Source organism: Mesorhizobium sp. M0983 (assembly GCF_040318975.1).
GTDB lineage: Bacteria > Pseudomonadota > Alphaproteobacteria > Rhizobiales > Rhizobiaceae > Mesorhizobium.
In genome coordinates this window covers 422,963-447,183 of record NZ_JAMYNH010000003.1, presented here as the reverse complement: position 1 = coordinate 447,183, position 24,221 = coordinate 422,963, and the positions used below count along the sequence as shown (strand labels likewise).

25 protein-coding genes are annotated in these 24,221 nt (G+C 64.1%); 16 read left to right on the top strand and 9 right to left on the bottom strand.

The features are described from left to right. Positions 1-173: 173 nt before the first annotated feature. Both NKH71_RS08695 and NKH71_RS08690 read right to left on the bottom strand, forming a co-directional pair. Entirely contained in the window at positions 174-527 is a 354-nt protein-coding gene (locus tag NKH71_RS08695; RefSeq protein WP_023722694.1) for a hypothetical protein, read from the bottom strand. Then, entirely contained in the window at positions 524-694 is a 171-nt protein-coding gene (locus NKH71_RS08690; protein WP_198030578.1) for a hypothetical protein, read from the bottom strand. The genes NKH71_RS08695 and NKH71_RS08690 overlap by 4 nt, the downstream gene beginning before the upstream one ends. Before the next feature lie 158 nt (positions 695-852). Between NKH71_RS08690 and NKH71_RS08685 the strand changes: the two genes are divergently transcribed. Then, positions 853-1,812 carry a helix-turn-helix transcriptional regulator gene (locus NKH71_RS08685; RefSeq protein WP_352548540.1) on the top strand — a complete coding sequence of 320 codons (960 nt, stop codon included), beginning with the start codon at positions 853-855 and terminating at the stop codon, positions 1,810-1,812. A gap of 311 nt (positions 1,813-2,123) precedes the next feature. Here NKH71_RS08685 and NKH71_RS08680 read toward each other — a convergent pair whose 3' ends face one another. Beyond that, positions 2,124-2,549, bottom strand: a complete 426-nt coding sequence (locus NKH71_RS08680; RefSeq protein WP_031195232.1) for an OsmC family protein — start codon at positions 2,547-2,549, stop codon at positions 2,124-2,126. Between the two features lie 237 nt (positions 2,550-2,786). On the opposite strand from NKH71_RS08680, the gene NKH71_RS08675 reads away from it, so the two are divergent. The 3 genes from NKH71_RS08675 (at position 2,787) to NKH71_RS08665 (ending at position 4,027) form a co-directional block, all read left to right on the top strand. Next, positions 2,787-3,023 carry a hypothetical protein gene (locus NKH71_RS08675; RefSeq protein WP_031195231.1) on the top strand — a complete coding sequence of 79 codons (237 nt, stop codon included), beginning with the start codon at positions 2,787-2,789 and terminating at the stop codon, positions 3,021-3,023. A gap of 2 nt (positions 3,024-3,025) precedes the next feature. Continuing rightward, complete coding sequence (locus NKH71_RS08670) at positions 3,026-3,382, top strand: YciI family protein (protein WP_031195230.1); 357 nt, start codon at positions 3,026-3,028, stop codon at positions 3,380-3,382. 117 nt (positions 3,383-3,499) lie between these two features. Then, positions 3,500-4,027, top strand: coding sequence for a hypothetical protein (locus NKH71_RS08665; RefSeq protein ID WP_023722688.1), 528 nt, complete (start codon positions 3,500-3,502; stop codon positions 4,025-4,027). A 187-nt stretch (positions 4,028-4,214) separates the two neighbouring features. Here NKH71_RS08665 and NKH71_RS08660 read toward each other — a convergent pair whose 3' ends face one another. Next, positions 4,215-5,459, bottom strand: coding sequence for a ubiquinone biosynthesis hydroxylase (locus tag NKH71_RS08660; protein WP_023722687.1), 1,245 nt, complete (start codon positions 5,457-5,459; stop codon positions 4,215-4,217). Between the two features lie 99 nt (positions 5,460-5,558). Between NKH71_RS08660 and tesB the strand changes: the two genes are divergently transcribed. The 3 genes from tesB (at position 5,559) to NKH71_RS08645 (ending at position 8,445) form a co-directional block, all read left to right on the top strand. Next, a complete protein-coding gene (gene tesB / locus NKH71_RS08655) occupies positions 5,559-6,434 on the top strand; it encodes an acyl-CoA thioesterase II (protein WP_023722686.1) in 876 nt (291 codons plus the stop codon). Positions 6,435-6,653: 219 nt separating this feature from the next. Next, entirely contained in the window at positions 6,654-6,992 is a 339-nt protein-coding gene (locus tag NKH71_RS08650; RefSeq protein WP_023679755.1) for a P-II family nitrogen regulator, read from the top strand. A 31-nt stretch (positions 6,993-7,023) separates the two neighbouring features. Beyond that, positions 7,024-8,445: an ammonium transporter gene (locus NKH71_RS08645; RefSeq protein WP_023722685.1), complete on the top strand. Its 1,422-nt coding sequence runs from the start codon at positions 7,024-7,026 to the stop codon at positions 8,443-8,445. Positions 8,446-8,575: 130 nt separating this feature from the next. On the opposite strand, the gene NKH71_RS08640 is transcribed toward NKH71_RS08645, so the two are convergent. Next, a complete protein-coding gene (locus tag NKH71_RS08640) occupies positions 8,576-8,725 on the bottom strand; it encodes a hypothetical protein (protein WP_023722684.1) in 150 nt (49 codons plus the stop codon). Between the two features lie 136 nt (positions 8,726-8,861). On the opposite strand from NKH71_RS08640, the gene NKH71_RS08635 reads away from it, so the two are divergent. The 3 genes from NKH71_RS08635 (at position 8,862) to NKH71_RS08625 (ending at position 13,524) form a co-directional block, all read left to right on the top strand. Further along, complete coding sequence (locus tag NKH71_RS08635; RefSeq protein ID WP_352548542.1) at positions 8,862-11,522, top strand: FtsK/SpoIIIE family DNA translocase; 2,661 nt, start codon at positions 8,862-8,864, stop codon at positions 11,520-11,522. Positions 11,523-11,655: 133 nt separating this feature from the next. Next, entirely contained in the window at positions 11,656-12,333 is a 678-nt protein-coding gene (locus tag NKH71_RS08630; RefSeq protein ID WP_023721397.1) for an outer membrane lipoprotein carrier protein LolA, read from the top strand. A gap of 384 nt (positions 12,334-12,717) precedes the next feature. Then, the gene (locus NKH71_RS08625) at positions 12,718-13,524 is read left to right on the top strand and encodes an exodeoxyribonuclease III (protein WP_352894750.1); all 807 of its coding nucleotides are present in this window, start codon (positions 12,718-12,720) and stop codon (positions 13,522-13,524) included. 20 nt (positions 13,525-13,544) lie between these two features. On the opposite strand, the gene NKH71_RS08620 is transcribed toward NKH71_RS08625, so the two are convergent. Genes NKH71_RS08620 through NKH71_RS08610 form a run of 3 tightly spaced genes read right to left on the bottom strand, consistent with a single transcriptional unit; the run spans position 13,545 to position 16,739 of the window. Next, the gene (locus tag NKH71_RS08620) at positions 13,545-14,396 is read right to left on the bottom strand and encodes a TIGR01459 family HAD-type hydrolase (protein ID WP_023721395.1); all 852 of its coding nucleotides are present in this window, start codon (positions 14,394-14,396) and stop codon (positions 13,545-13,547) included. Further along, on the bottom strand, positions 14,393-15,694 hold the full coding sequence (locus NKH71_RS08615) for an FGGY-family carbohydrate kinase (RefSeq protein WP_031194647.1): 1,302 nt from the start codon (positions 15,692-15,694) through the stop codon (positions 14,393-14,395). Before NKH71_RS08615 ends, NKH71_RS08620 begins: the two co-directional genes overlap by 4 nt. Position 15,695: 1 nt before the next feature. Continuing rightward, positions 15,696-16,739, bottom strand: a complete 1,044-nt coding sequence (locus tag NKH71_RS08610; RefSeq protein WP_352894749.1) for a class II aldolase/adducin family protein — start codon at positions 16,737-16,739, stop codon at positions 15,696-15,698. Between the two features lie 229 nt (positions 16,740-16,968). Here NKH71_RS08610 and NKH71_RS08605 point away from each other — a divergent pair, with 229 nt between their 5' ends. The 6 genes from NKH71_RS08605 (at position 16,969) to NKH71_RS08580 (ending at position 23,701) form a co-directional block, all read left to right on the top strand. After that, positions 16,969-17,751, top strand: coding sequence for a DeoR/GlpR family DNA-binding transcription regulator (locus NKH71_RS08605; RefSeq protein WP_023721392.1), 783 nt, complete (start codon positions 16,969-16,971; stop codon positions 17,749-17,751). Next, positions 17,748-19,127, top strand: a complete 1,380-nt coding sequence (locus NKH71_RS08600; RefSeq protein ID WP_352588085.1) for an FGGY-family carbohydrate kinase — start codon at positions 17,748-17,750, stop codon at positions 19,125-19,127. The genes NKH71_RS08605 and NKH71_RS08600 overlap by 4 nt, the downstream gene beginning before the upstream one ends. Beyond that, positions 19,124-20,668, top strand: coding sequence for a sugar ABC transporter ATP-binding protein (locus NKH71_RS08595; RefSeq protein WP_352894747.1), 1,545 nt, complete (start codon positions 19,124-19,126; stop codon positions 20,666-20,668). Before NKH71_RS08600 ends, NKH71_RS08595 begins: the two co-directional genes overlap by 4 nt. Before the next feature lie 20 nt (positions 20,669-20,688). Further along, positions 20,689-21,666, top strand: coding sequence for an ABC transporter permease subunit (locus NKH71_RS08590; RefSeq protein WP_502896313.1), 978 nt, complete (start codon positions 20,689-20,691; stop codon positions 21,664-21,666). A gap of 85 nt (positions 21,667-21,751) precedes the next feature. Next, entirely contained in the window at positions 21,752-22,690 is a 939-nt protein-coding gene (locus NKH71_RS08585; protein WP_023721388.1) for an ABC transporter substrate-binding protein, read from the top strand. A 117-nt stretch (positions 22,691-22,807) separates the two neighbouring features. Beyond that, a complete protein-coding gene (locus NKH71_RS08580) occupies positions 22,808-23,701 on the top strand; it encodes a sugar phosphate isomerase/epimerase family protein (protein WP_023721387.1) in 894 nt (297 codons plus the stop codon). A 43-nt stretch (positions 23,702-23,744) separates the two neighbouring features. On the opposite strand, the gene NKH71_RS08575 is transcribed toward NKH71_RS08580, so the two are convergent. Then, positions 23,745-24,200: a Crp/Fnr family transcriptional regulator gene (locus tag NKH71_RS08575; protein WP_023680480.1), complete on the bottom strand. Its 456-nt coding sequence runs from the start codon at positions 24,198-24,200 to the stop codon at positions 23,745-23,747. Between the last annotated feature and the right edge of the window lie 21 nt (positions 24,201-24,221).

The following is a 24,221-nucleotide window of genomic DNA, read 5'->3' as shown; positions in this document are numbered from 1 at the left end:
GCTGGCGACTGCAAAGCCCCATTTGCCGACAAGTGCTGGTGGTATCGAGCCCTGGCGCGAACGGGCTGTCTGCCCCTTGCCTTGGCCGGCGGCATCGGCCGCGCCGACGGCCAGTCAACCGGTCAGGCCCGCCAGTGTGACAAAAACCGCCAGGCGCGCGGGTAAGGAGCCGGTCAGCATCCCTTGCTCGCGATAAGCTTGTGCAGATGGGCAAGCCGCGTGGCTATGACATTGTTGACGATCGCCATTTTGCCGGGAGGTGCCATGCCGCCATATTTCTTCAGCGAAGGCCCATGGTTCTTGGCCTCCTCGTAGCCGGCGGCCTGTTGCCGCAACTCGGCACAGGACATGCCGGCATATTTCGCCTGCTCCTGCGGGCTGATGACACCCGATTGCGCCATGCCGATGGAGTTTGCCGCCGCCATGCCGCCGAGGCCGACAGCCGCGGAAATCGGATTGAGGCCGACGCAGCCGGAAAGGCCAAGGCACAGCATCGGCGCCGCCAAAAAGGCATGTCGCAGGCTCATGGCTGACGCTCCCCGATGCGCGGCGGCAGCTTCAGGTCGCGATGATCGGTGGCGGTTTTTCCGAGCCCAAGCGACAGGAGATAGACACGCGGATTGAAGCCCGCCGAGGCGAGCGCCGACAGCGTCCTGAACAGTTGCAGGTGATACATCGAACCCCCTGTGGTCATTGCCGATGGATTTCCGGTTTTGGAAACGGGCTGCAAACTACGTTTGATGAGACAAGCCGGCTTGGACGAGACGGCCCTAAAAACGGCCTAAACGGCCCTGTATTGACGTTTCAGGGGGCTCGGCGCATATCAGCGCGCTCTCGGGCTGGGGGATGCCGATGAATGCGACGACCTCGTTCAGGCTGATGACGGACGCGTTTCCGGAGCAAGATCGCGTCGAGGTGATGCGCGAGGTCTACGGCCGCACGGTCCTCAAGATCGAGCTCGATCCGCTCGCACCGACGCGTGTCGACATGAAAGTGCGTGCGCTGCCCGGCCTCGGCATTGCCACCGGCACTTCCTCGGAATTCCGGGCGCATCACTCGATGCCGCTGATCGACAGCGACGACCTCATCCTGTTGGCGGCGCTCGATGGCGCGAGCGTCATGAAGCATCGCGGCCGCGAGGAACCGATCGGCAACGGCCGGGCGCTGATGATGAGCGGCGAAGAGGTCGGCCTCAACCTCATCCAGCCGGGCGGCATGCGCTTCGTCAATATGAGCTTCTCGCTGAGGCAGCTTTCGCCGCTGATCGGCGATCCGGCTTCGGTGCTTATGCAGCCGTTGCCGACCACGAGCGGGGCGATGCGGCTGCTGCTCGACTATGTCCAGTCGATCCAGGATGCAGACGATGCGCTGACGCCGGAAACCTGGCAGCTGGCCGTGACTCACATTTTCGACCTTGCCGCGCTTGCCATGGGGGCGACCAGGGATGCGGCCGAAATCGCGCGTGGCCGCGGCGTGCGGGTGGCGCGATTGCGCGCCATCAAGGCCGATATCCTCGCCCATGGCGGGCACGGCGAGCTGTCGGCGGAAGACATCGCCGCCCGCCACCATCTCTGCGCCCGCTATGTGCGAAAGCTGTTCGAGAGCGAAGGCACGTCGCTGTCGGACTTCATGCTGCGCCAGCGGCTAGTGCGCGCGCATCGCATGCTGGGCGATCCTTCTCATGCCGACCGCAGCATCACGGCAATCGCCTTCGATGCCGGCTTCAACGACCTTTCCTATTTCAACCGGGCGTTCCGCCGGCGCTATGACGCGACGCCGTCGGACGTGCGCGCTGCGGCCTTAAAGAACTGACATTGGGTTACGCCCGGGCATGATGGGAGCCCGTGGGGCCCCCGACTCTCAAGACTGGGTTCCTCGCCCACCGCGAAGCGGGGGAGAGGTGGCCGCGCAGCGGCCCGAGAGGGGGCTTCATATAGCGCGGTTCCCCTCTCGGTCTCGGCTTCGCCGAGACACCTCTCCCCACTGTCGTGGGGCGAGCAACCCAAGCTGGAATAAAGCCGCGATCTTCCCTCTATCCTGCCAGCCCCCCGCAAGGGAGATCGGATGGCCGCTATGCTGTCGCCAATCATCGACCGGCTGTTCGATGCAGGTTTGCTTACGGCTCACCCGAGCCTGGCGTCGAGCGATACTTTGATGGCGCCGAGCGCTTTCGAGACTGGGCATTCGGCCTTGGCCTTTTCGGCCAGTTCCTTGAACTTGGCGGCATCGATGCCCGGCACCTTGCCGACCAGCGTGATCGCGCTGCCGGTGATGCCGGTGCCGGGGACCAGCGTTACCACGGCCTTGGCGTCGAGCTCGGCAGCCGGAGTGCCGTTCTCGGCGAGGAAATGCGAAAGCTGCATGGCGTAGCAGCCGGCATGGGCGGCGGCGATCAGCTCTTCCGGGTTGGTGCCGGATTTGCCGCTCTCGTCCTCAAAACGCATCTTGGCAGAATAGGGCGTACCTTTCAGCGTCCCGCTCTGGGTTTCGAGCGTGCCTTTGCCTTCCTTGAAAGTGCCTTTCCAAACGGCGTTGGCGGTGCGGTCCATCAATTCCTCCTTGATTGTCGTGATTGAGCCCGTGATCGGCATCCAGTCGACTATAGCGCGCGCTGGAGCGAAGGCCACCCGCGCTTTCGTATCGGCGGCAGCGTGACACATCATGGTCAAGCAAAAAATCGCTCGGGAAAAAATCGCGAAAAAAATATGCGTGCAAAAATGTCGACTTCCATCTGCCCCGACCGTCCTGCGGGCGGCCATGGAATTGGTGGCCGGATGGAGGACCACATGAACAATCTGTTTTCTGCTCACTGGACAAACACCAGCCACAGGGCCGGTGAACAACAAGCCGACTGGTCGCGCGTGCCGCCTTCCGGCTTCGGCCGGCTGCTTGCGGCGATTGCCATTATCGGGATTGCGGTGTCCTTTCTGGATTATGCAGCGGGGCTCGATCATACAGCGGGCAAAGGCCCGGCCGAGATTTCCCTAGCCTCGGCTGCCGCTTCAACCCAGGAATGGAGGTAAAGATGAAATACGTTTGCCTGGTCTACGGCGAAGAAAAAGATCTCTACGCAATGACGCCTGCGAGGCTGGCCAAGCTCGACGCCGATTCGCTGGCCTATGACAGGTCGGTGGCACAAAGCGGCCGGCTGATCATCGCGCAGGCGCTGCAATCGGTGCAGACGTCGAAAACCGTGCGCCGGCGCAAAGGCAAGCGGCTGGTCACGGACGGCCCCTTCGCCGAGACCAAGGAGCAGTTGCTCGGTTTCGTCATGATCGAGGCCGGGGACGTCGACGAGGCGCTGGAGATCGCCGGCGGCATTCCGCTGGCAGAAATCGGCACGATCGAGGTGCGGGCGATCTACAATGTGCCGGGGTCGTAGAGATGTCGGCGGCCGGCGACTGGCGCAGGCTTTCGTTTTCTTCAATTGGCGCAACTTTTGCGTGTTGAAGCGAAACGACACTTCTCTTATCGTCGCCTGAGATTGGGGATCTTGGGCATGCATATATTGATTGCTGCAATCGGCCTGCTGGGGGCAGCGGCGTTCTGGTGGTACCGGCTGAAGACCATGAACGACGCGGCGCGTGAGGTTGCCGACGTCGTTGGCCGCGTCCAGGGCAATGTCCGCCGCAAGAAACTGCGCAAGCAGGCGGCGCTCTCGCCGTTGACGGCGATCGACGATCCGGTCGTGGCGGCGGCGACGCTGATCACCGCCATTGTTTCCGAGCATGGTCCGGTGCTGCCGCAACGCGAAGCTGCCATTCGATCGGTGATCTCGGAGATTGCCGACAAAAAGCAGACCGATGAAGCGGTGATCTACGCCAAATGGGCGGCCTCGCAAATCGACGATGCCACGGTCGTCATCGACAAGCTGGCACCGTTCCTGCGCGAACGCCTCGACGCGGCTGAAAGGAACGATCTGCTACAGATGGTCAGCCGTGTCACGGAAGTCGGCGGGCAAAGCCAGCAGATTTCCGACCAGCGCATGCTCCGGCTGCGCCAGAAGCTCGGTTTCGAGGTCAATTAGGGTGTGCTGATATTCAGGTGATGCCGGCCTGCAAAGGGTGGCTTCCTGCGCTTCCTATTCTCACGTACCCAAACGCACGCTCCGCTCCGGTTCTCGGAAGCCACTGTTGGTCGCTTCGCGCCCCGTCTTCGACTCCGGCTCGGCCTGACCTGAATCTCAACACATCCTGGCATGTCTGTGAGATGGATCAGATCGCCTCGCCCTTCAACAGCTTCGGCGTGTCGCCGGACAGACCTGACGCCTGGCGGATGAAGAACCCCTTCAGCCGCGGCATGCGTTCGACAAGGCCAAGACCGACGTCGCGCAACGTACGCAGCGGGCCGAAATCGTTGGAAAACAGCCGGTTCAGCACATCGGTGGTGATGCCCATCTGCACCGTGTCGAAGCGCCGCCATTGCTGGTAGCGCTCAAGCACGTCGAGCGCGCCGATGTCCTGGCCGAGCCGGTCGGCCTCGACCACCACCTCAGCAAGTGCCGCCACGTCCTTGAAGCCCAGATTGAGGCCCTGGCCGGCGATCGGGTGGATGCCGTGGGCGGCGTCGCCGGCCAAGGCGATGCGCGGCGCGACGAAGGCGCGCGCAATGGTCAGCCCGAGCGGCCAGGCGCGGGGCTTGTCGGCGATATGGATTTCGCCGAGCTTGAGGCCAAAGCGGTGCTCGAGCTCATACTCCAGGATCAGGGTGTCGCCTGCGACCAGCTTTTCGGCATCCTGCGACCGTTCGACCCAGACGATCGACGAACGGTTGGTGCCGTCCTTGCCCGGCTTGAGTGGCAGCGTGGCAAAGGGGCCGGCCGGAAGAAAATGCTCTTCGGCGCGGCCGTTGTGCGGCCGCTCATGCGCCACCGTGCAGACGATGCCGGACTGGCCATACTCCCATTTCACCGTTTTGATGCCGGCCATGTCGCGCAGCTTCGAGTTGACGCCGTCGGCGGCGACCAGCAGCCGCGCCTTAAGCGTCGCGCCATCGGCAAGATGCACGGTGATGCCGGCGCCGTTGGTATCGAAGGCGCGGACGGCGACGCCCTCGATGATGCCGATGCCGAGCTGTTCGGCGCGCCGGCGCAAGGCGCCGTTCAAATCCTTGTTGGCGACCATATGCGCAAAGGGTTCGCCGGGCGCGACCTCGCCGTCGAAGGTGAGGAACACCGGACGGACCGGATCCGTTGTGCGCGAATCGGTGACGGTCATTTCGGTGATCGCCTGCGCCTCCGGCGCTATCTCGTTCCAGACGCCGAGCTGGTCGAGCATGCGGCACGCGGCGGCTGCAATCGCCGAGGCGCGGCCGTCCTTCTGCCAGACGCCGGCGGGTGCTGCGTCGACGACGGCAACGGCGAGGCTCGGCCGCGCCTGCTTCAGCGACACGGCGGCGGCCAGGCCGATATAGCCGGCGCCGGCGACCAGAACGTCGAGCGAATTCTTGCTGTCGACCATGGCAATTCCTTTCGCAGCTGACTGTCGCCGGGCATTCCGCCCTTGACTGCCCGCTGTTCCTGTCGGAAACCGCCATGGTAATTTTGCGGCGAGGTCAAGATGACGGCAGCCATGGACGAGCTTCTCGGCATTCTCGACCTCGAGCAGCTGGAACACAACCTGTATCGCGGTCGCAGCCCCAAGCTCGACTGGCAGCGCATCTTCGGCGGCCAGACCATCGCCCAGGCGCTTGTCGCCGCGCAGCGAACGGTCGAGGCCGAGCGCCATGTGCACTCGCTGCATGGCTATTTCATGCGACCGGGCGACACCAAGGTGCCGATCATCTACGAGGTCGACCGCATCCGTGACGGCGGCTCCTTCACCACGCGCCGCGTCGTCGCGATCCAGCACGGCCAGGCGATCTTTTCGCTGGAAGCCTCATTCCAGCAGGATGAGGTCGGCCTGGAACATCAGGTGCCGATGCCGCAGGACGTGCCGGCGCCCGACACATTGCTGTCGCAGCGCGAATTGCTGGGCAAGTTCGGCGAAGCCGTGCCCGACGGCATCAAGCGCTATTGGGAGCGCGACCGGCCGATCGAGATGAAGCCGGTGATGCTGAAGCATTACACCAGCCGGGAAAAGCTCGAGCCGAAGCAGAACATCTGGATCCGCACCACCGGCCCGGTGCCGGCCGACCGCGCCACGCAGGCGGCCGTGCTCGCTTACCTCTCCGATATGACGTTGCTCGACACCTCGACTTTTGCCCACGGCCGCGCCATTTTCGATCGCGACATCCAGGCAGCGAGCCTCGACCACGCCATGTGGTTCCATCGCAGCCACCCGCTCGACGACTGGATGCTGTACACGCAGGACAGCCCGTCGACGCAAGGATCGCGTGGCTTTACCCGCGGCTCGCTGTTTGCCCGCGACGGCACGTTGATCGCCTCGGTTGCCCAAGAAGGACTCATCCGGCTGAAGCGGCCGCCTGCCGAGTAGGCATTTTTCGAATTTTGCCTATTTTTTAATCATTTGCATTGACGCGACTGTGAACAGGCAGCCGACAAACCTTCCCGATTTCGTTGTTTAACAACAACTTAACACCCTGCTTCGGCAATTGGCACGGAGCTTGAATCCTAGCGGGCACTCTCCGGCTCTCATGGGGATCGGCGAAGTCGTGCAAACGCGGGGACCCGCAACAGCAAAGGGTGAAACCTTATGAAGATCGTGATGGCAATCATAAAGCCGTTCAAGCTCGACGAGGTGCGCGAGGCGCTCACCGCAGTCGGCATCCAAGGCCTGACCGTCACCGAAGTAAAAGGCTACGGACGTCAGAAGGGGCACACGGAAATCTATCGCGGGGCGGAATACGCGGTCAGCTTCCTGCCGAAGATCAAGATCGAAGTCGCGGTCGCCGTCGACATGGTCGACAAGGCCGTCGAAGCCATCACCGCGGCGGCCAAGACCGGTCAGATCGGCGACGGCAAGATCTTCGTCTTCGGCATCGACCAGGCGGTGCGCATTCGCACCGGCGAAACAGACACCGACGCGCTTTGAGCCGCGGACACGTATTCCAATGGAGAGTTCAATGAATATTCCTTCCACCTTGAAGATAACGGGACGCGCGGCCGTTTTGGGTTCGCTCGCTCTCGCTGCACTGGGCACGGTTGCTGCGTTCGCTCAGGAAGCGGCTCCGGCAGCACCGGCAGCGGCGCCGGCATTCACCATCGACAAGGGCGACACGACGTGGATGATGATCTCCACTATTCTGGTGCTGCTGATGACCATTCCCGGCCTTGCCCTTTTCTACGGTGGCCTGGTTCGCGCCAAGAATATGCTGTCGGTGCTGATGCAGGTCTTCACCATCACCAGCGTGGTCATGATCGTCTGGGTTTTCTACGGCTACAGCCTGGCCTTCACCCCCGGCAACGCCTTCGTCGGTGGCCTTTCCAAGATGTTTCTGGCCGGCGTCGACGTGACGACGGTGTCCGAAACCTTCACCAAGGGCGTGGCCATTCCCGAACTGGTGTTCGTTCTCTTCCAGATGACCTTCGCCTGCATCACGCCTGCCCTGATCGTCGGCGCTTTCGCCGAACGCATCAAGTTCTCCGCCGTGATCCTTTTCACCATCCTCTGGGTCACCTTCGTATATTTCCCGATCGCGCACATGGTGTGGTTCTGGGGCGGCCCGAGCGCTTATAGCGATCCGTCGGGTCTCATCTTCGGCTTCGGCGCCATCGACTTCGCCGGCGGCACCGTCGTTCACATCAATGCAGGCATTGCCGGCCTTGTCGGCGCGCTGATGATCGGCAAGCGTATCGGCTACCAGAAGGACGTCATGGCGCCGCACTCGATGACGCTGACCATGGTCGGCGCCTCGCTGCTGTGGGTCGGCTGGTTCGGCTTCAATGCCGGTTCGAACCTGGAAGCGAACGCCTATGCCGTGCTGGCCATGGTCAATACGTTTGTCGCCACGGCGGCGGCGGCAGTGACCTGGATCGTGCTTGAAACGCTGCTGCGCGGCAAAGCATCCATGCTTGGCGCCGTTTCGGGTGCTGTCACCGGCCTCGTCGCCGTGACACCTGCCGCCGGCTTTGCCGGACCGATGGGCGCCATCGTGCTCGGTCTCGTCGCCACTTGCGTCTGCTACTTCTTCGTCTCGGTGGTGAAGAACAAGTTCGGCTACGACGACAGCCTCGATGTTTTCGGCATCCACTGCATCGGCGGCATCATCGGCGCGCTCGGCACCGGTATCCTGGTCAATCCCGCTCTCGGCGGCGCCGGCATCGTCGATTACTCGACAGCCGACTTCGCCGCCGGCTACGCCGGCACGGCCACCCAGCTGATGTCGCAGTTCAAGGGTGTGCTGGTGACAATCCTCTGGTCGGGTATCGGCAGCGCGATCCTCTACAAGATCGTCGACCTGATCGTCGGCCTGCGTCCGACAGCCGATGCAGAGCGCGAGGGGCTCGATCTCACCTCGCACGGCGAAGTGGCCTATCACCCGTAAGCTCGTCCGGGGCGGCCTCGGCCGCCTCGCGACGTCCCATCCCGTCGTGATGCTCCCGCAAGGGCTCACGCCTTGAGGCCCGGAAATCTTCCGGGCCTCTTTTTGTGCGCGGATGGCCGTGACGGCTCGATCACGATCGCTTGATCAAGGTGCTCGATCCGTCGGCGGCGTGAAACATCTGCCGCAGCGGCTCCAGCGTGCCCGCCATTTTCGCCGAGTCAGCGTGGTTGCCAATGCCTGTCGCAGGATCACCGCCGCGTTTGAACAGGAAGTCAGGCATGACATCCTGCGCCCGTTCCGCAGACGCAGGCTGCCCATGGTTAATGCGCCCTTAACCTTCCCGCCGCTAGTCTGACAGCCGAATCTGCCGTGTTGCGCGTCCGCGCCCGGCCGGGCAACGACAGACGAGGAAGAGCATGCGTTCAGGGGCTTCAGCACCGTTTGCGCTGGCCGATACGGGGCACGGCATCCGGGCGTTCGCGAGGCGCCAGGTCGGGCGGCTGGTCGGTGCCGGGCTGTTTGCTCTGGTTGGCTTCGGCGTCGCCGCCCTTGCCACCTGGAACGTCGCCGATCCGAGCTTCTCGCACGCCACCGATAATATCGTCACCAATGCAATGGGTTATGCCGGCGCCGTCTTTTCCGACATTGCCATGCAGTTCTTCGGACTCGCCGCCGTTGCGGCGCTGGTGCCGGCGGTGATCTGGGGATTTCTGCTGTTTACCGCGCGCGGCGTCGACCGGCTGCCGAAACGGGCGCTGGCCTGGTTCGGGTTTTCGCTGCTTGGCGCGGCAATTGCCGGCTGTGTGGTGCCGCCCAAGACCTGGCCGCTGCCGACCGGCCTCGGCGGCGTCTTTGGCGACATGGTGCTCAACATTCCCGGCCTGGTCATCGGCGGCTATCCGACCGGCCTCGTCGCCAGCGTGCTTGCCGTGCTCCTTGCAGCACCGGCGCTGGGGCTGTTTCTGTATGGTTCGGCGCTGATTTCACGCAAGAACGGCTTTGCCGTGCTTGATCAGCACACTGCTGCCGATCCGCAGGACGACCTGCTTTTCGACAATGAAGAGGACGAGGGCGACGAAGGCATATTGGCGCTTGGCGCCATCACCCATTGGTGGCTGTCGCTGCGGGCCTATCTGCGTCGCCGCGCCGCGCGCCGGCGCGAGCGCGACGATTTCGAGCCGGAGATGGAGCCGCGGGCCAGCGCCTGGCGGCGGGCGGCAGAACGGGTCGAATCGGCCGAGTTCGCCGAGGCGCGGATGAGCCCGGGCGGGCGCGCCCGCGTCGAGCCGGAATTCTTCGCCGCCATGGTCAACGACCGCAGTGCCTCGATCGACCCCGACGATGCCGATGTCTTCGATAACGACGACAATGACGACGACATGGATTTCGCGCCCGAGCCGGCCGGCCAACGCCGCGCCGCGCCGACGGCGAAGGTGCAGAACTTCCGTTCCGATGCGGCGACACGCGTCGAGGCGCCGGCGCCGCGGCCGGCACCCGGCGCCCGGGTCCAGCGCGAGGCGCAGACCTCGCTGATCGGCTCGGAAAAATTCGAGATGCCGTCACTGCATTTCCTGTCGGAACCGAAGAACGTGGTGCGCGACGCCAGCCTGTCGAAGGACGCGCTGGAGCAGAACGCCCGCCTGCTCGAGGGCGTGCTGGAGGATTTCGGCGTCAAGGGCGAAATCATCCATGTGCGCCCGGGTCCGGTCGTCACGCTTTACGAGCTGGAACCCGCGCCCGGCATCAAATCGTCGCGGGTGATCGGCCTGTCCGACGACATCGCCCGCTCGATGAGCGCCATCGCCTGCCGTGTCGCCGTGGTGCCTGGCCGCAACGCCATCGGCATCGAATTGCCGAACGCCAGGCGCGAGACCGTCTATTTGCGCGAGATCATGGCCAGCCGCGATTTCGAGACCACCAAGGCCAAGCTGGCGCTGGCGCTGGGCAAGACCATCAATGGCGAGGCGGTCATCGTCGACATCGCCAAGATGCCGCACGTGCTGGTCGCCGGCACCACCGGCTCGGGCAAGTCCGTCGCCATCAACACCATGATCCTGTCGCTGCTCTATCGGCTGACGCCGCAGGACTGCCGGCTGATCATGATCGATCCGAAAATGCTGGAACTCTCGGTCTATGACGGCATCCCGCATCTTCTGACGCCGGTGGTCACCGATCCGAAGAAGGCGGTGGTGGCGCTGAAATGGACCGTGCGAGAGATGGAGGACCGCTACCGCAAAATGTCGAAGGTCGGCGTCCGCAACATCGACGGTTTCAACGCGCGCGTGCAGCAGGCCGAGAAAAAAGGCGAAAGAATCTCGCGCACCGTGCAGACCGGCTTCGACCGCCAGACCGGTGAAGCGATCTACGAGACGGAGAACCTCGACCTCGAGCCGATGCCCTACATCGTCGTCATCATCGACGAGATGGCCGATCTGATGATGGTCGCCGGCAAGGACATCGAAGGCGCAGTGCAGCGCCTGGCGCAGATGGCGCGCGCCGCCGGCATCCATGTCATCATGGCAACGCAGCGGCCGTCGGTCGACGTCATCACCGGCACCATCAAGGCCAACTTCCCGACCCGCATCTCCTTCCAGGTGACATCGAAGATCGACAGCCGCACCATCCTGGGCGAGCAGGGCGCCGAACAGCTGCTCGGCATGGGCGATATGCTCTACATGGCCGGCGGCGGCCGCATCCAGCGCGTGCACGGTCCCTTCGTTTCCGACGACGAGGTGGAGAGGATCGTCGCGCATCTGAAATTGCAAGGCGTGCCGGAATATCTCGACGCCATCACCGAGGATGACGACAAGGATGATGATGAGCCGTCGGGCAAAGGCAGTGGCAGCAGCGGCGACGGCGGCAATTTCGAGGATTCCGACGATCCCTACGACCAGGCGGTCGCGGTGGTGCTGCGCGACGGCAAGGCCTCGACCAGCTACATCCAGCGCCGGCTCGGCATCGGCTACAACCGCGCCGCCTCGATCATCGAGAAGATGGAGAAGGAAGGCATTGTCGGCCCGGCCAACCATGCCGGAAAACGCGAAATCCTGGTGCCGACGGAGGACGACAAGTTCTAGAGCGCATCCGCGCCGGCAACTTTGAACCTCTCGGCGCGTTGCAACGGATGAGCGCTGCGCGCCCGCCAAACTTAAGCCCAACTGGGGGGCCAGACCAATATAACGAGCAAGCAATCAGATGATGGTGACCGGCATGAAAAACGCATCTTTCGCCCCGAGCAGGGATTTCGCCCCAACCCGCCGACAGGTGCTCGGTCTGGTCCTGGCCGGTGCCGCGGCCGTCAACGTCGTGCCCGGCTTCCAGCTGCTGGCGTCGGCGCAAGCAGCGGTTCCGGCGACGGCGCAGAAGATCGCCGATCATTTCTCCTCGGTCAAATCGATGAGCGGCGAGTTCGTGCAGTTCGGGCCAAAGGGCGAGCAGACCGGCGGCAAGTTCTTTCTGGAACGGCCGGGCAAGATCCGCTTCAACTATGACGGCGCCTCGAATTTCAGGGTGATTTCCGACGGCAAGTCGGTGGTCATCCTCAACAAGAAGCTGCGGACCTCCGACCTCTACCCGCTGTCGAAGACACCGCTGAAGCTGCTGCTCGACGACAAGATCGATCTGTCGGGCGGACGCGTCAGAAGCGTTAAGGAAGAAAACGATCTCACCACCATCCAGCTTGCCGACAAATCGGTGTTCGGCAATTCGAAGATCACCATGATGTTCGATCCGAAATCCTATGAATTGCGGCAGTGGACCATCACCGATGCGCAAGGCAAGGACACGACGGTGATGATCTTCAACACCAAGGAGGGCGTCAGTTTCGCGCCCGACACCTTTGCCATCGACTATACGGCCAACCGGGAACTGAACACCAAGTCGCGCTAAGGTGTGTCGATATTCAGGTGATGCCGGCCTGCAACGGCGGTTTCCTGCGCTTCCGGCCTTCGCCGGCCAAAGCACTCATGAGCGGTCGTGGCAGTTAAGGCTACGGCCGGCGTAGGCCGGTGCTCACGTACCCAAAAGTACGCTCCGCTCCGGTTCTCGGAATCCACCATTCTGGTCGCTTCGCGCCCGTCTTCGACTCCGACTCGGCCTGACCTGAATCTCAGCACACCTTGGGCTTGGTTCCTGTATTGATATTTCTGGAAAGTCATGGGCCGCGCCCCCAAGGCGCGGCCGGCTTGTTTTTGCGGTGCGCGGCTGGCAGTAGTTTCCGCGATTGACTTCCGTCGGGCCATCCGGCGGATCTTGCGTTGTCCGGAACCCCACATGCCGTTTTCCGTCGCTACCTGGAACATCAACTCCGTCCGGCTGCGCATGCCGATCGTCGAGCGTCTGCTGGTCGAGCAGGCGCCGGACGTGCTCTGCCTGCAGGAAACCAAGGTTCCTGACGAATTGTTTCCGGAGAAGGCGTTCCGCAAGCTTGGCTACGAGCACATCGCCTTCCATGGCCAGAAGGGCTACCACGGCGTTGCGACGGTGCCACGGCGGCCGATCGAGGTGGTCGAAAAGCGCCGCTTCTGCGAGATCGACGACAGCCGGCATCTGTCGGTCACCGTCAAGGCTGGCGGCAAGGCGATCCTGCTGCACAATTTCTACGTGCCGGCCGGCGGCGACGAGCCCGACCCGGCCGTCAACCGGAAGTTCAAGCACAAGCTCGATTTTGTTGCCGAGATGAACGCCGTCCGCGCCGAGCATGACGAGGTTTCCGGCTCGATCCTGGTCGGCGATCTTAACATCGCGCCGCTCGAGCACGATGTCTGGTCGCACAAGCAGCTGCTCAACGTCGTCAGCCATACGCCGGTCGAGACGGAAAATTTCGAAGCGATGCGGCTCGCCGGCGACTGGGTCGACCTGATGCGGCTCAATGTGCCCTACGAGGAGAAGCTCTACACCTGGTGGAGCTATCGTGCACAGGATTGGCAGGCGTCAAATCGCGGCCGCCGCCTCGACCATATCTGGTCGTCGCCAAACCTGGTGCCGCAGTTTGCCGGCTATGAAATCCTGCGGCCGGCGCGCGGCTGGGAGCGGCCCTCCGACCATGTGCCGGTGATCGGGCGTTTCAACCTCGATTAGCTTTGTCTCGCATTAACAATTCAGCGAAACCTGAAGCTATCCGCGATGTAGTCGGGGCGGGCGTTCAGCGTGGCGAAAACAGTCTCCAGATCAGGTGTCTCCGCCAATATGCCGGACAGGACCAGCGTCGTCGCGACGCCGACGCCGTTGCCGCCGGCGATGTCGTGCTCGACGCTGTCGCCGACGCAGACCGCGTTGCCGCGCTCCGGGTTGCCCGCCAGCGCCAGCGCTGCCTCGAATATCTGCGGATAGGGCTTGCCGATGCGGGTGACGCTGCCGCCGAGGTTCTCATAGAGATCGGCCAGCCGGCCAGCGCCGAAGCAAGGCCCGACGGCAGTCAGCATGATCTTGTCGGGGTTGGTGCAGAAGCACGGCACCTGGCGCTTCGCCGCCGGACCGAGAAGCCGGCGATAATGGTCGAGGTCGTAGCGATCGCCCTCGCTGGCGGAAATCAGTACCAGTTCTGCATCGTCGCCGTCCTTGGCCAGGACGAAGGGCAGGCCGTCGACAGCCGAACGGTCATTATCGCGGCTGATCAGCAGGCATTTTGTCTGCGGGCGCAGGGTCCCCGATGCCGCCATTTCGTGGAAGGAGCGCCACGCCACCTCGCCGGAGGAGACAAAATGGTCCCAGCTTCCCGGTGCGAAGCCGAGCTTCAGCAGGCGGCGCTCATTGGGTTGCGCCCGCTTGCCGGAATTCGAGATCAGCACGATGGTCTTGCCGGCGCGCTTGAGTGCCGACAAGGCTTCGATAGCGCCTGGATAGGCGCTGGTGCCGTCGTGCAGCACACCAAATTGGTCGAGCAGGAACACCTGATAGCGCTCGGCCAGCGCGGCGATGCCGTCGAGGTGCTGAATTATCTTGGCCGTCATAAAAGCCCCGCTGCGCCTGCGCCCATCAGCGCCAGCCGCGCCGTGCCGGCGGCGGCCTCCTCCGAAAGAGCCGGCACGAGAGCGACGCCAAGCTTGCGCTGCCGGATCGCCGTCCAGGCCGGATTGGCCGCACCGCCGCCGACGCTCCTGACCGATGTAAGCCGGGGTGCGCCGAGTTCGGCAAGCCGGCGATAGCCGAGCGCTTCGATCGCCGCAATACCCTCGAACATCGCTTTCAGATAATCGGCGTCGTCGGCGGGCCGCGGCTCGAGGCGGGGCGGCAGCGCCGGATCGGCTATGGGGAAGCGTTCGCCCGGCGCCGGCAGCGGGTAATAATCGAGGCCGGTCTCTGTCGCCGGGTCGATCTTTTTGCTGAGTTCGACAATGCGGGCGACGGGGAAATGCTGGGCCAGCACCTTGCCGCCGGAGTTCGAGGCACCGCCCGCCAGGTAGGTGTTTCCCAGCCTATGGCTGTAGATGCCGAATTGCGGCGCCGAGATCGGCCGGTCGGAGAGGATCTTGATGGTCAGCGATGAGCCGAGCGCGGTGACGCCGGCGCCCGCGGCAGTCGCACCGGTCGCCAGGAACGACGCGCATCCATCGGTGGTGCCGGCGACGACAACCACGTCGCGCGGCAGGCCGAACATTTTCGCAGCGCTGGCGGTGAGCGTGCCCGTGACATCGCCCGGCCGCACGATTCGGGGCAGGAATTCCATGCGCATGCCGGTCGCCGCGATCCAGTCCGGCCAGCGCCGGGCCTCGACGTCGTAGCCGGTTTTCAGCGCGTTGTTCTCGTCACTGACATCGAAGCGGCCGGAAAACTGTCCGGCGATCCAGTCGGCCTGGTGCAGCACAGTGGCGACGCCGGGCAGGTGCTGGAAAGACAGCGCCTTGGCGAGACCGGACGTCGCCCCAAGTGCAGCGCTCGTTGCCGGTGCCGCGCCGGCTATTGCAGTCAGAATAATGTCGTCGGCGACCTTGTCGTTGTACATCAGCGGTTCGGCCAGCGGCCGCCCGGAGCCGTCGACCGGCAGCAGCGTGCCCGACGTACCGTCGACGGCGATCGAGAGCACTGCCGCGCGATCGATACATTTGAGCACTTCCGCCAACGTCGCGCCGACCGCCTCCCACCATACGGCGGGGTCGCGGCCGTTCAGCCCAAATCGCTCAAGGGCAATTGCGGAATGCGCGGCGATGGAAAAGTCCGGGCGCATTGCGACGGCGCGCGCGCCGGATGTGCCGATGTCGATGCCGATGGCAAGCGGGCCAGTTGATAGCGGACTTGACGAACGCGGCATGTCAGCTGCCTCCGGCATTGAGTTTCTGGCGATATTTTTCGGCGTCCCAGTTGATCAGTTCGTCATTCTCCGCCGCTGTCAGATAATTCAGCTTCGCAGCGACATCGACCCGCGCCGTCACGTCGGCGAGGCAGCGCTGCATGGCGTCGGCGCCGGCGCCGGCGTCGCCGCGCATCAGCACGCCAAGGCCGGGAAACAGGATCGCCACGGGTGCGGCGCCGCAGCGCTCGATCACGCGCTTCACATCCTCGTCCGGTCTCGCCACGACCGAACCCTCGCCGAGAAAGATGACGTGGTCGGGGTAGAGGCTGCCCCCTGCCGCCATGCGGCAGCATTCGGGGTCGATCGCCACCGCATGCGCCTCGACGTCGGCCGGCAGTCTGTAGCCGCTGCCGCCGGCGAGCGCCGTCAGCGCCACGATGTCCGGTTCTGCCACCTGGCGCGGCGGCCGCGCCAAGAGCCGGGTTACGCGCCGTAGCAGCATGTCGGCCGCGGCGACGGTCTCGGCTGCAACGACCAGGCCGTGATTGCCGAGGATCAGGATGTCTACGCCTGGCCGCAGGCGCTCGGCGATGCCCTGGGCGAGCGGCAGCCCCGGCCGGCGATAAGGAACATACGCCCATTGGTGGCCATCGAGCCGCCTGGCGATCTCGGCCTCGCAATCGGCCTGCACTGCCAGCGAAATGGTCTCGACGCAGTGGACATGCAGAACGATGCGCTGCGGCATCAGCGCATGCACCGTGGTCTCGATCGACGGACGCAAGCCGCGTGGATTGAGGGCGCCGATGGCGAAGGCCTGCGGCTGTTCGGCGGCCGAGTCGCGCCGTTCGATGGCTTCAAGCAATGGCGGGATGCTGACCGGCACCATGATGTCTGCGGTAAGCGCGTCCTTCAGCCAGGTACCGGAGGCCTTGATCCAGAGCGTGTCGCCGGCTTTCAGCGAGGTATTGCCGCCGGCGGCCTGGGTCAGATGCGGGTCGCTGCCGATGACGGCCGAAAGCGACCGCAGCGCTGCCAATTCCTGCGCATCCGCACTGATCGTCATCGAAATTCCTCCACAAACCGGCCGCGTGGCCACGGCTTTGGACGGCCCGTTGCCGGGACTAAGACCGACGCTGGTATCGCAGATGCGAGTAAGTTACGTCAACAGTGATGTTATCGCGTCAAATCACGCTTGCAATCCGAGGCCCGTTGAGTAAGTTGCACCAATTGCCGTGCAAAATGGCAATGCCGTGCAAAATGGCTTGGGAGGCAAGCGCATTGGGAGGTAAGGGTTGAGCGACTCCGGCCGCCAGCGCCAGATTGTCGAGCTTTTGCGAGACCGGCCTTTCGCATCGGTGCGCGAGCTGCAGGAGCGGCTTGGCGTGTCGGCGGCGACGGTGCGGCGCGACATCGACAAGATCGACGAGGCCGGCGAAGCGCGCAAGGTCTATGGCGGCATCTCGGCGCTCGATGGCGCTTCGCAAGTCGGCGTCGCCTATGCCAGGCCCTATGACGAGAACCGCGACCTCGCCGTCGAGGCCAAGCGGCAGATCGCCGCTCTCGCCGCCACCATGGTGCGCGACGGCGACGCGGTCATCGTGCATGGCGGTTCGACCTGCTTCCATCTCGGCGTCAAGCTCGCCGACCGCAACATCCGGCTCTACACCAACTCGATGCCGCTCGCGGCCTATCTCAGCGATCACGGCCATTGCAGCCTGACCGTCGCCGGCGGCGAACTGCACCGCGAGCCGGGTATCATCCATTCGCTGACCCAGACGGTGCCGTTCTACGCCTCGAAGTTCTTTCTCGGCGCGCAAGGCATCGGCCAGGAAGGCCTTCTGGAATCGCACCCGCTGCTGGTTCGCTCGATCGTCGAGCTCAGCCTCTGCGCCGACCAGATCGTCGTGCTGGCCGACAGCCGCAAACTGTCGATCCACGCCCGCAACGTGGCGCTGCCGCTGTCGCGGATCGGTACGCTGGTCACCGATGAGGGCCTGTCCGACACCGACGCGCGCATGCTCGAAGATGCCGGCGTCATGGTGCGCATCGCCGCTTCCTCGGGAGGCGCCCAGTGAAAGTAGCCGTCCTCGATTTCGGCAAGACCAATTCGAAGCTGTTCGTCTTCGGCCAGGACGGACGCATCCTCGACGAGCGCCGCACCCAGCCGAGCTGGATCCGCAAAAACGGCTTCAGCGTGCTCGACGAGGCAACGCTGCACGACTGGGCGGCCCGCGCCATCGATGACGCCGTCGACACGCATGGCGTGGAAGGGCTGATGGTATCCGGCCATGGCTGCACCTTCGCGTTGGTCAACGACGCCGCGCTGACGCATCCGATCCTCGATTACGAGCAGGAACCGCCGGCCGAGATCGCCGCGCAAATCGATCGCCGCATTCCGGATTTTGCCGAGACCTTTTCGCCGCGCCTGCCGCTTGGCTTCAACTACGGCCGCCACATGTTGTGGCTGAAGGAGGTGGACCCCGGTGCCTTCGCCGCAGCGAAATCGATCCTCGGCTACCCCCAATACTGGAGCTGGCGCCTTGGTGGCCGGCCGGTATCGGAAGTGTCCTATCTCGGCTGCCACTCGCATTTATGGGCGCCGCGCAAACGCGATTTCAGCTCGCTGGTCGATGCCGAGGGCTGGCGCGGCCAGATGCCCGCCTTCGAGCGTGCCGGCGCGGTGATCGGCGAGCAGCGCTTCGGCCGAGCCGCGAAGCCGGTCGCCATCCATAATGGCGTCCACGACAGCAATGCCGCGCTCCATGCCTACCGCCGGCAGCAGCTCGGGCCGGTGACCGTGGTCTCGACCGGCACCTGGGTCGTCGTTCTCAACCCGGACTGTCCTCTCGACGCACTCGACGGCGAGCGCGACATGCTGGTCAACGTCGATGTCGATGGCGGCCCGGTGCCAACCATCCGCTTCATGGGCGGCCGCGAATTCGCGACGATCAGCGCCGGCTGGCAGGGCGCCATCGCGCCGTCATCGATACAGCGGGTGATCGACGCCGGCATTATGGCGCTGCCGAGCTTCGCGCCCGGCGGCCCGATGGCACACCGGCGCGGCGAACTGGTCGGGCGCACGCCCAACGCCGACGAACGCGCGGCCATGGCGCTGCTCTATGTCGCGCTGATGGTCGATTTGTGCCTCGAGCTGATCCATTCCGATAATACCGTCATCGTCGACGGCGGCCTGAACAATGGCGGGCTGCTTGCCGCGCTGCTGGCGCAAGTGCGTCCCGGGCAGGCCTTCCTGCAGGGCGCAACGCTGGAGGGCAGCGCCACCGGTGCCGCAGCACTTGCCTTCGAAAGCGTCGGACGCGAGTTTGCCACCGAGGCGCCGGAGGCGGTGCATGCGGCAAGCTTCAGCGGCCTTGCCGGCTACCGCAACGACTGGCGCGGCCTTGCCGCCGATCGGGGTGCCCCCAGAGCAGCTGCGGGAGGTGCGCGATGAGCGCCATCGCCCGGATCGAGACGGTGCGCCAGCCGGTGCTGGAGATGCGCCACATCTCGAAGACATTCGGCCCGATCCGCGCCCTGCACGATGTGTCGCTGACCGTCCATGCCGGCGAGCTGCACGCGCTGATGGGCGAGAACGGTGCCGGCAAGTCGACGCTGATGAAAGTGCTGTCCGGCGCCTACCGGCCGGATCCCGGCGGCGAGATCCTGATCGACGGCATGCCGGCCGCCACCGGCGACCCGATCAAGGCACGCGCCGCCGGCATTGCGGTCATCTACCAGGAGCTGTCGCTGGCGCCCAATCTGTCGGTGGCGCAGAACATTTTCCTCGGCAACGAGCCGCGACGGTTCGGCATCGTCGATCGCGAGCAGTGTAACCGGCGCGCCAGCGACATCATCGCGCGGCTCGGCGTGACTTTTTCGGCGCGCACCCCGGTCACCAGCCTGTCGCTCGGCGAACGCCAGTTGGTCGAAATCGCCCGCGCGCTGTCGACCAATGCGCGCATCATCGTCATGGACGAGCCGACCACGTCGCTGACCTCGCGTGAGACCGACCGGCTGTTCGAGGTGATCGCGACGCTGAAGTCGCAAGGTATTGCCATCATCTACATCAGCCACCGCATGGAAGAGGTCTACCAGCTCGCCGACCGCGTCAGCGTGCTACGCGACAGCGGCTATGTCGGCACGCTCGACCGCGCCGATCTGAACGCCTCACGCCTGGTATCGATGATGGTCGGGCGCGATCTGTCGACGTTCTACAAGAAGGATCACCGCCCGCCGGACAGCAAGCGCGCCGTCGCGCTGTCGGTGCGCGGCATGTCGGACGGCAATCTCATAAAGAATTGCTCCTTCGACCTCCACAAAGGCGAGGTGCTGGCACTGGCAGGCCTGGTCGGCTCGGGCCGCACCGAACTGGCACGGCTGATCTTCGGCGCCGACAGGCACATATCGGGCACGCTGGAGCTCGGCGGCAAACCGATATCCATCGGTTCGCCAAGCGAGGCGCTGGATGCCGGCATCGCCTACCTGACCGAGGACCGCAAGCAACTTGGCCTGTTCCTCGACATGTCGATCTCCGACAACATCAGCATGGGCGTGCTGGCAAGGGACGCGAAGGCCGGCGGTCTGCGCGACTTCACGGCCGCCGAAAGGCGCGCCGCCAAGGCGGTGTCAGACCTCTCGATCCGCACCGGCTCGGTGCAGGCCAATGCCGGCTCGCTGTCGGGCGGCAACCAGCAGAAGGTGCTGCTCGCCCGCCTGCTGGAAACAGAGCCGCAGGTCGTCATCCTCGATGAGCCGACCCGCGGCGTCGACGTCGGGGCGAAGTCGGAAATCTACCGGCTGATCGACAATCTGGCCAAGAAAGGCATCGCCATCCTGATGATCTCCAGCGAACTGCCGGAGGTGATCGGCATCGCCGACCGCGTGCTGGTGATGCGCGACGGCACCATTGCCGGCGAGGTAACGGCGTCGGAGGGCGAGCCACTGCGGCAGGAAGCGATCATGGAACTTGCAACGGGAGCGGCTCAGCGATGACCGACAAGGTGGCCGACACGATGAAAGCGGACGACCGGGCGGTCGGCAGGAGCACAAGGTGGCGCACCGCCATCGCTGCGCTCGGCATGCTGCCGATCCTGATTCTGCTGGCGGTCGGCTTCCAGTTCATCAACCCGCGCTTTTTCACCCAGACCAATCTGCTGATCGTCATGCAGCAATCGTCGATCAACATCGTGTTGGCGGCCGGCATGACCTTCGTCATCCTGACCGGCGGCATCGACCTGTCCGTCGGCTCGATCCTTGCCGCCTCGGCGATGGTGGCGGTGATGGTGTCGCTGGTGCCCGATTGGGGACTGCTGGGCGTGCCGGCGGCCATTCTCGTCGGGCTCGGCTTCGGCGTCATCAACGGCCTGCTGATCGCCTACATCAAGCTGCCGCCCTTCATAGTCACGCTCGGATCACTGACCGCCGTGCGCGGCGTCGCCCGGTTGCTTGGCCAGGACACGACGGTGTTCAACTCGGACCTGCCGTTCGACTTCATCGGCAACGGTTCGCTGTTCGGCGTTCCATGGCTGGTCATCATCGCGCTGGCGGTCGTGGTGCTGTCCTGGCTGGTGCTCAAGCGCACCGTGCTTGGCACCTGGATCTACGCCGTCGGCGGCAACGCCGAGGCCGCCAGACTGACCGGCATCAAGGTGCCGCTGGTGCTGCTCTTCGTCTACGGCGTTTCCGGCCTTCTGGCCGGCCTTGGCGGCGCCATGTCGGCGGCCCGGCTCTATGCCGCCAACGGGCTGCAGCTCGGCCAGTCCTACGAACTCGACGCCATTGCCGCGGTCATCCTCGGCGGCACCAGCTTCGTCGGCGGCGTCGGCTCGATCTGGGGCACGCTGATCGGCGGCCTGATCATCGCCGTGCTGTCAAATGGGCTCATCCTCGCCGGTGTTTCCGACATCTGGCAGTACATCATCAAGGGATTGGTCATCATCGTGGCGGTCGCCCTCGACCGTTACCGGCTCCAGGCAGGAGCAAGAACGTGATGGCCCTTAGTCGCCGGCGTCCATCGAGCCGGTTTCATGTGTAACGCACCGTGAGAGGCGCGGGCATCAGGAGGAAAATAAAACAATGAAGATCATCGCTAAACTGCTCTGCGGCGTCGCCCTTGCAGCCGCCGTCATCGCGCCGGCATCGGCCAAGGACCTGAACAAGGTCGGCATCTCGGTCGGCCTGCTCGGCAACCCGTTCTTCGTCGCAACCATCAAGGGCATCGAGGACGCGGCCAAGAAAATCAACCCGAATGTGCAGGTGACATCGGTATCGGCCGACTACGATCTCAACAAGCAGGTCTCGCAGGTCGATTCCTTCATCGCCGCCGGCGTCGACGTCATCATGCTCAATGCCGTCGATGCCAAGGCGATCGCACCGGCGGTGAAGAAGGCACAGGCGGCCGGCATCGTCGTTGCCGCTTTTGACGTTTCGGCGCCGGGCGCCGATGTCACCGTGATGACCAACAATGTCAAGGCCGGCGAAGAGGCGTGCCAGTATCTGGTCGACCATACCGGCGGCAAGGGCGACTACGTCATCCTCAACGGCCCGGCCTCGTCGTCGATCCTGGAGAGGGTCAAGGGCTGCAAGGACGTGCTGGCAAAACACCCCGACATCAAGGTCCTTTCAGACGACCAGAACGCCGAAGGCTCACGTGACGGCGGCTTGAAAGTGTTCCAGTCGCTGCTGACCCGTTTCGACAAGATCGACGCGGTGTTCGCCATCAACGATCCGACGGCGATCGGCGCCCAGCTTGCGGCCAAGCAGCTCAACCGCTCGGAGTTCATCTTCACGGCGGTCGACGGCGCGCCCGATATCGAGAAGGAACTCGCTTCCGGCACGTCGATGATCAAGGCCTCGGCCTCGCAGGATCCCTATGTGATGGCCGGCCAGTCGCTGACGATGGCGGCTGACCTGCTTGCCGGCAAGAAGCCGGCCGAGCCGACGGTGCTGCTCGACCCGAAGCTGATCACGGCCGACAATTTGAAGGATTACAAGGGCTGGACCGCAGCTCGCTAAACCTCCCAAGCCTGGTGCGGCCGGGATGACCGGCCGCACCTTTTTTGTCTGAGCAACGGATTGCCAAACACCGATTTGGACTTGGGTCCGCTACTGCTGGAATAACCGGAGACAATCATGTCGCGCATCGGAATCCACTCATTCGTCTGGTCGGCGAGCTCGACGCAGAGCGATCTCGAGCGGACGCTGGCCAACACCAGCGAAGCCGGCTTCGACCTGATCGAATTCTCCTATCTCGACCCCGCCAATGTCGACATTGACGGCTTGGCCAAGCGGATAGCCGATCTCGGCCTCGGCGTCGCGATCAGCATCGGACTGCCGGCCGACGGCGATATTTCGAGCGCCGACAAAACGATTGCGGCGCACGGCGTCGAAATCCTGAAACGTACGATCGCGCTGACTCGCGATCTCGGCGGCCAGAAGGTTGCCGGCATCCTCAGCACCAGCCACGGTTTGCAGAGCGAGGCGCCGACGCGCGACCAGTGGAACCGCAGCGCCGGCACGCTTGCCGAGGTGGCGGAGACGGCAAAGTCAGCCGGCGTCACCCTCAACCTCGAGATCGTCAACCGCTTCGAAAGCAACCTGCTCAACACCGCCGCGCAAGGCATGGCCTTTCTCGAGGACAGCGGCTCCGACAACATCTTCCTGCATCTCGACACGTTCCACATGAACATCGAGGAGGCCGATGTCGGATTGGCCATCCGCAACGCCGCAAAGAAAATCGGCTATGTCCATATCGGCGAGAGCCATCGCGGCTTCCTCGGCACCGGCAATATCGATTTCGCCGGGATATTCGATGCGCTGACCGCTATCGGCTACAGCGACGACCTCAGCTTCGAATCCTTCTCGTCGGAAATCGTCGACGAGAACCTGTCGCGGAAAACCGCGATCTGGCGCAATCTGTGGACCGACAATATGGAGCTGGCCAAACATGCGCGCCGCTTCATTGCGCTCGGACTGGAGACGGCGCGGCGCAAGGCCGAGCTTGTTTCCGCAACGCACCGGCCTTGAGAACTCGCAAATTCCGAAATCTGGTTAAACCAGAGGCGCTACATTAGCCCGCAAAACGCGGCCCAAGTTCCTCGATCCGGCGGATCATCGCCTGGAAATCCTCCAATATGCGCTGGTGCAAGTGAACCGCCAGCTCCGGGTATTCCTCGAGGATGCGGCGGAACATCTTGCGGCTGAGCCGCAGCACTTCCGAATCGATTTCGGCGGAGGCGCTGGTGAGCCGGTTGGTGTCGGCGATCAGCGCCAGTTCGCTGAGTATGGTGCCGGGACCGGCGGTGCCGATCGGGATGCGCTCCCCGTCGTGCTCGCGATAGAGCACGATGCGGCCGCTGACCACGATGTAGGCCGAATCAGCTTCGTCGTCCTCGCGATAAAGCTTGTGGTCGGCTTTCAGCATGGTGGTTTCGGCGCCGAAGGCGAGCAGACGCAGCTGTTCCTGCGTAAAGCCCTCGAAGAGCCTCACGGTGGACAGGATGCGGATGTCGTCATCCAGCGCCATCTAGCTATGTCCCCGAACCGT

Coding starts and splice junctions, on each gene's coding strand:
- NKH71_RS08695 (WP_023722694.1), bottom strand. CDS start 527: ATGAGCCTGCGACATGCCTTTTTGGCGGCGCCGATGCTGTGCCTTGGC.
- NKH71_RS08690 (WP_198030578.1), bottom strand. CDS start 694: ATGACCACAGGGGGTTCGATGTATCACCTGCAACTGTTCAGGACGCTG.
- NKH71_RS08685 (WP_352548540.1), top strand. CDS start 853: ATGAATGCGACGACCTCGTTCAGGCTGATGACGGACGCGTTTCCGGAG.
- NKH71_RS08680 (WP_031195232.1), bottom strand. CDS start 2,549: ATGGACCGCACCGCCAACGCCGTTTGGAAAGGCACTTTCAAGGAAGGC.
- NKH71_RS08675 (WP_031195231.1), top strand. CDS start 2,787: ATGAACAATCTGTTTTCTGCTCACTGGACAAACACCAGCCACAGGGCC.
- NKH71_RS08670 (WP_031195230.1), top strand. CDS start 3,026: ATGAAATACGTTTGCCTGGTCTACGGCGAAGAAAAAGATCTCTACGCA.
- NKH71_RS08665 (WP_023722688.1), top strand. CDS start 3,500: ATGCATATATTGATTGCTGCAATCGGCCTGCTGGGGGCAGCGGCGTTC.
- NKH71_RS08660 (WP_023722687.1), bottom strand. CDS start 5,459: ATGGTCGACAGCAAGAATTCGCTCGACGTTCTGGTCGCCGGCGCCGGC.
- tesB (WP_023722686.1), top strand. CDS start 5,559: ATGACGGCAGCCATGGACGAGCTTCTCGGCATTCTCGACCTCGAGCAG.
- NKH71_RS08650 (WP_023679755.1), top strand. CDS start 6,654: ATGAAGATCGTGATGGCAATCATAAAGCCGTTCAAGCTCGACGAGGTG.
- NKH71_RS08645 (WP_023722685.1), top strand. CDS start 7,024: ATGAATATTCCTTCCACCTTGAAGATAACGGGACGCGCGGCCGTTTTG.
- NKH71_RS08640 (WP_023722684.1), bottom strand. CDS start 8,725: ATGCCTGACTTCCTGTTCAAACGCGGCGGTGATCCTGCGACAGGCATT.
- NKH71_RS08635 (WP_352548542.1), top strand. CDS start 8,862: ATGCGTTCAGGGGCTTCAGCACCGTTTGCGCTGGCCGATACGGGGCAC.
- NKH71_RS08630 (WP_023721397.1), top strand. CDS start 11,656: ATGAAAAACGCATCTTTCGCCCCGAGCAGGGATTTCGCCCCAACCCGC.
- NKH71_RS08625 (WP_352894750.1), top strand. CDS start 12,718: ATGCCGTTTTCCGTCGCTACCTGGAACATCAACTCCGTCCGGCTGCGC.
- NKH71_RS08620 (WP_023721395.1), bottom strand. CDS start 14,396: ATGACGGCCAAGATAATTCAGCACCTCGACGGCATCGCCGCGCTGGCC.
- NKH71_RS08615 (WP_031194647.1), bottom strand. CDS start 15,694: ATGCCGCGTTCGTCAAGTCCGCTATCAACTGGCCCGCTTGCCATCGGC.
- NKH71_RS08610 (WP_352894749.1), bottom strand. CDS start 16,739: ATGACGATCAGTGCGGATGCGCAGGAATTGGCAGCGCTGCGGTCGCTT.
- NKH71_RS08595 (WP_352894747.1), top strand. CDS start 19,124: ATGAGCGCCATCGCCCGGATCGAGACGGTGCGCCAGCCGGTGCTGGAG.
- NKH71_RS08590 (WP_502896313.1), top strand. CDS start 20,689: ATGAAAGCGGACGACCGGGCGGTCGGCAGGAGCACAAGGTGGCGCACC.
- NKH71_RS08585 (WP_023721388.1), top strand. CDS start 21,752: ATGAAGATCATCGCTAAACTGCTCTGCGGCGTCGCCCTTGCAGCCGCC.
- NKH71_RS08580 (WP_023721387.1), top strand. CDS start 22,808: ATGTCGCGCATCGGAATCCACTCATTCGTCTGGTCGGCGAGCTCGACG.
- NKH71_RS08575 (WP_023680480.1), bottom strand. CDS start 24,200: ATGGCGCTGGATGACGACATCCGCATCCTGTCCACCGTGAGGCTCTTC.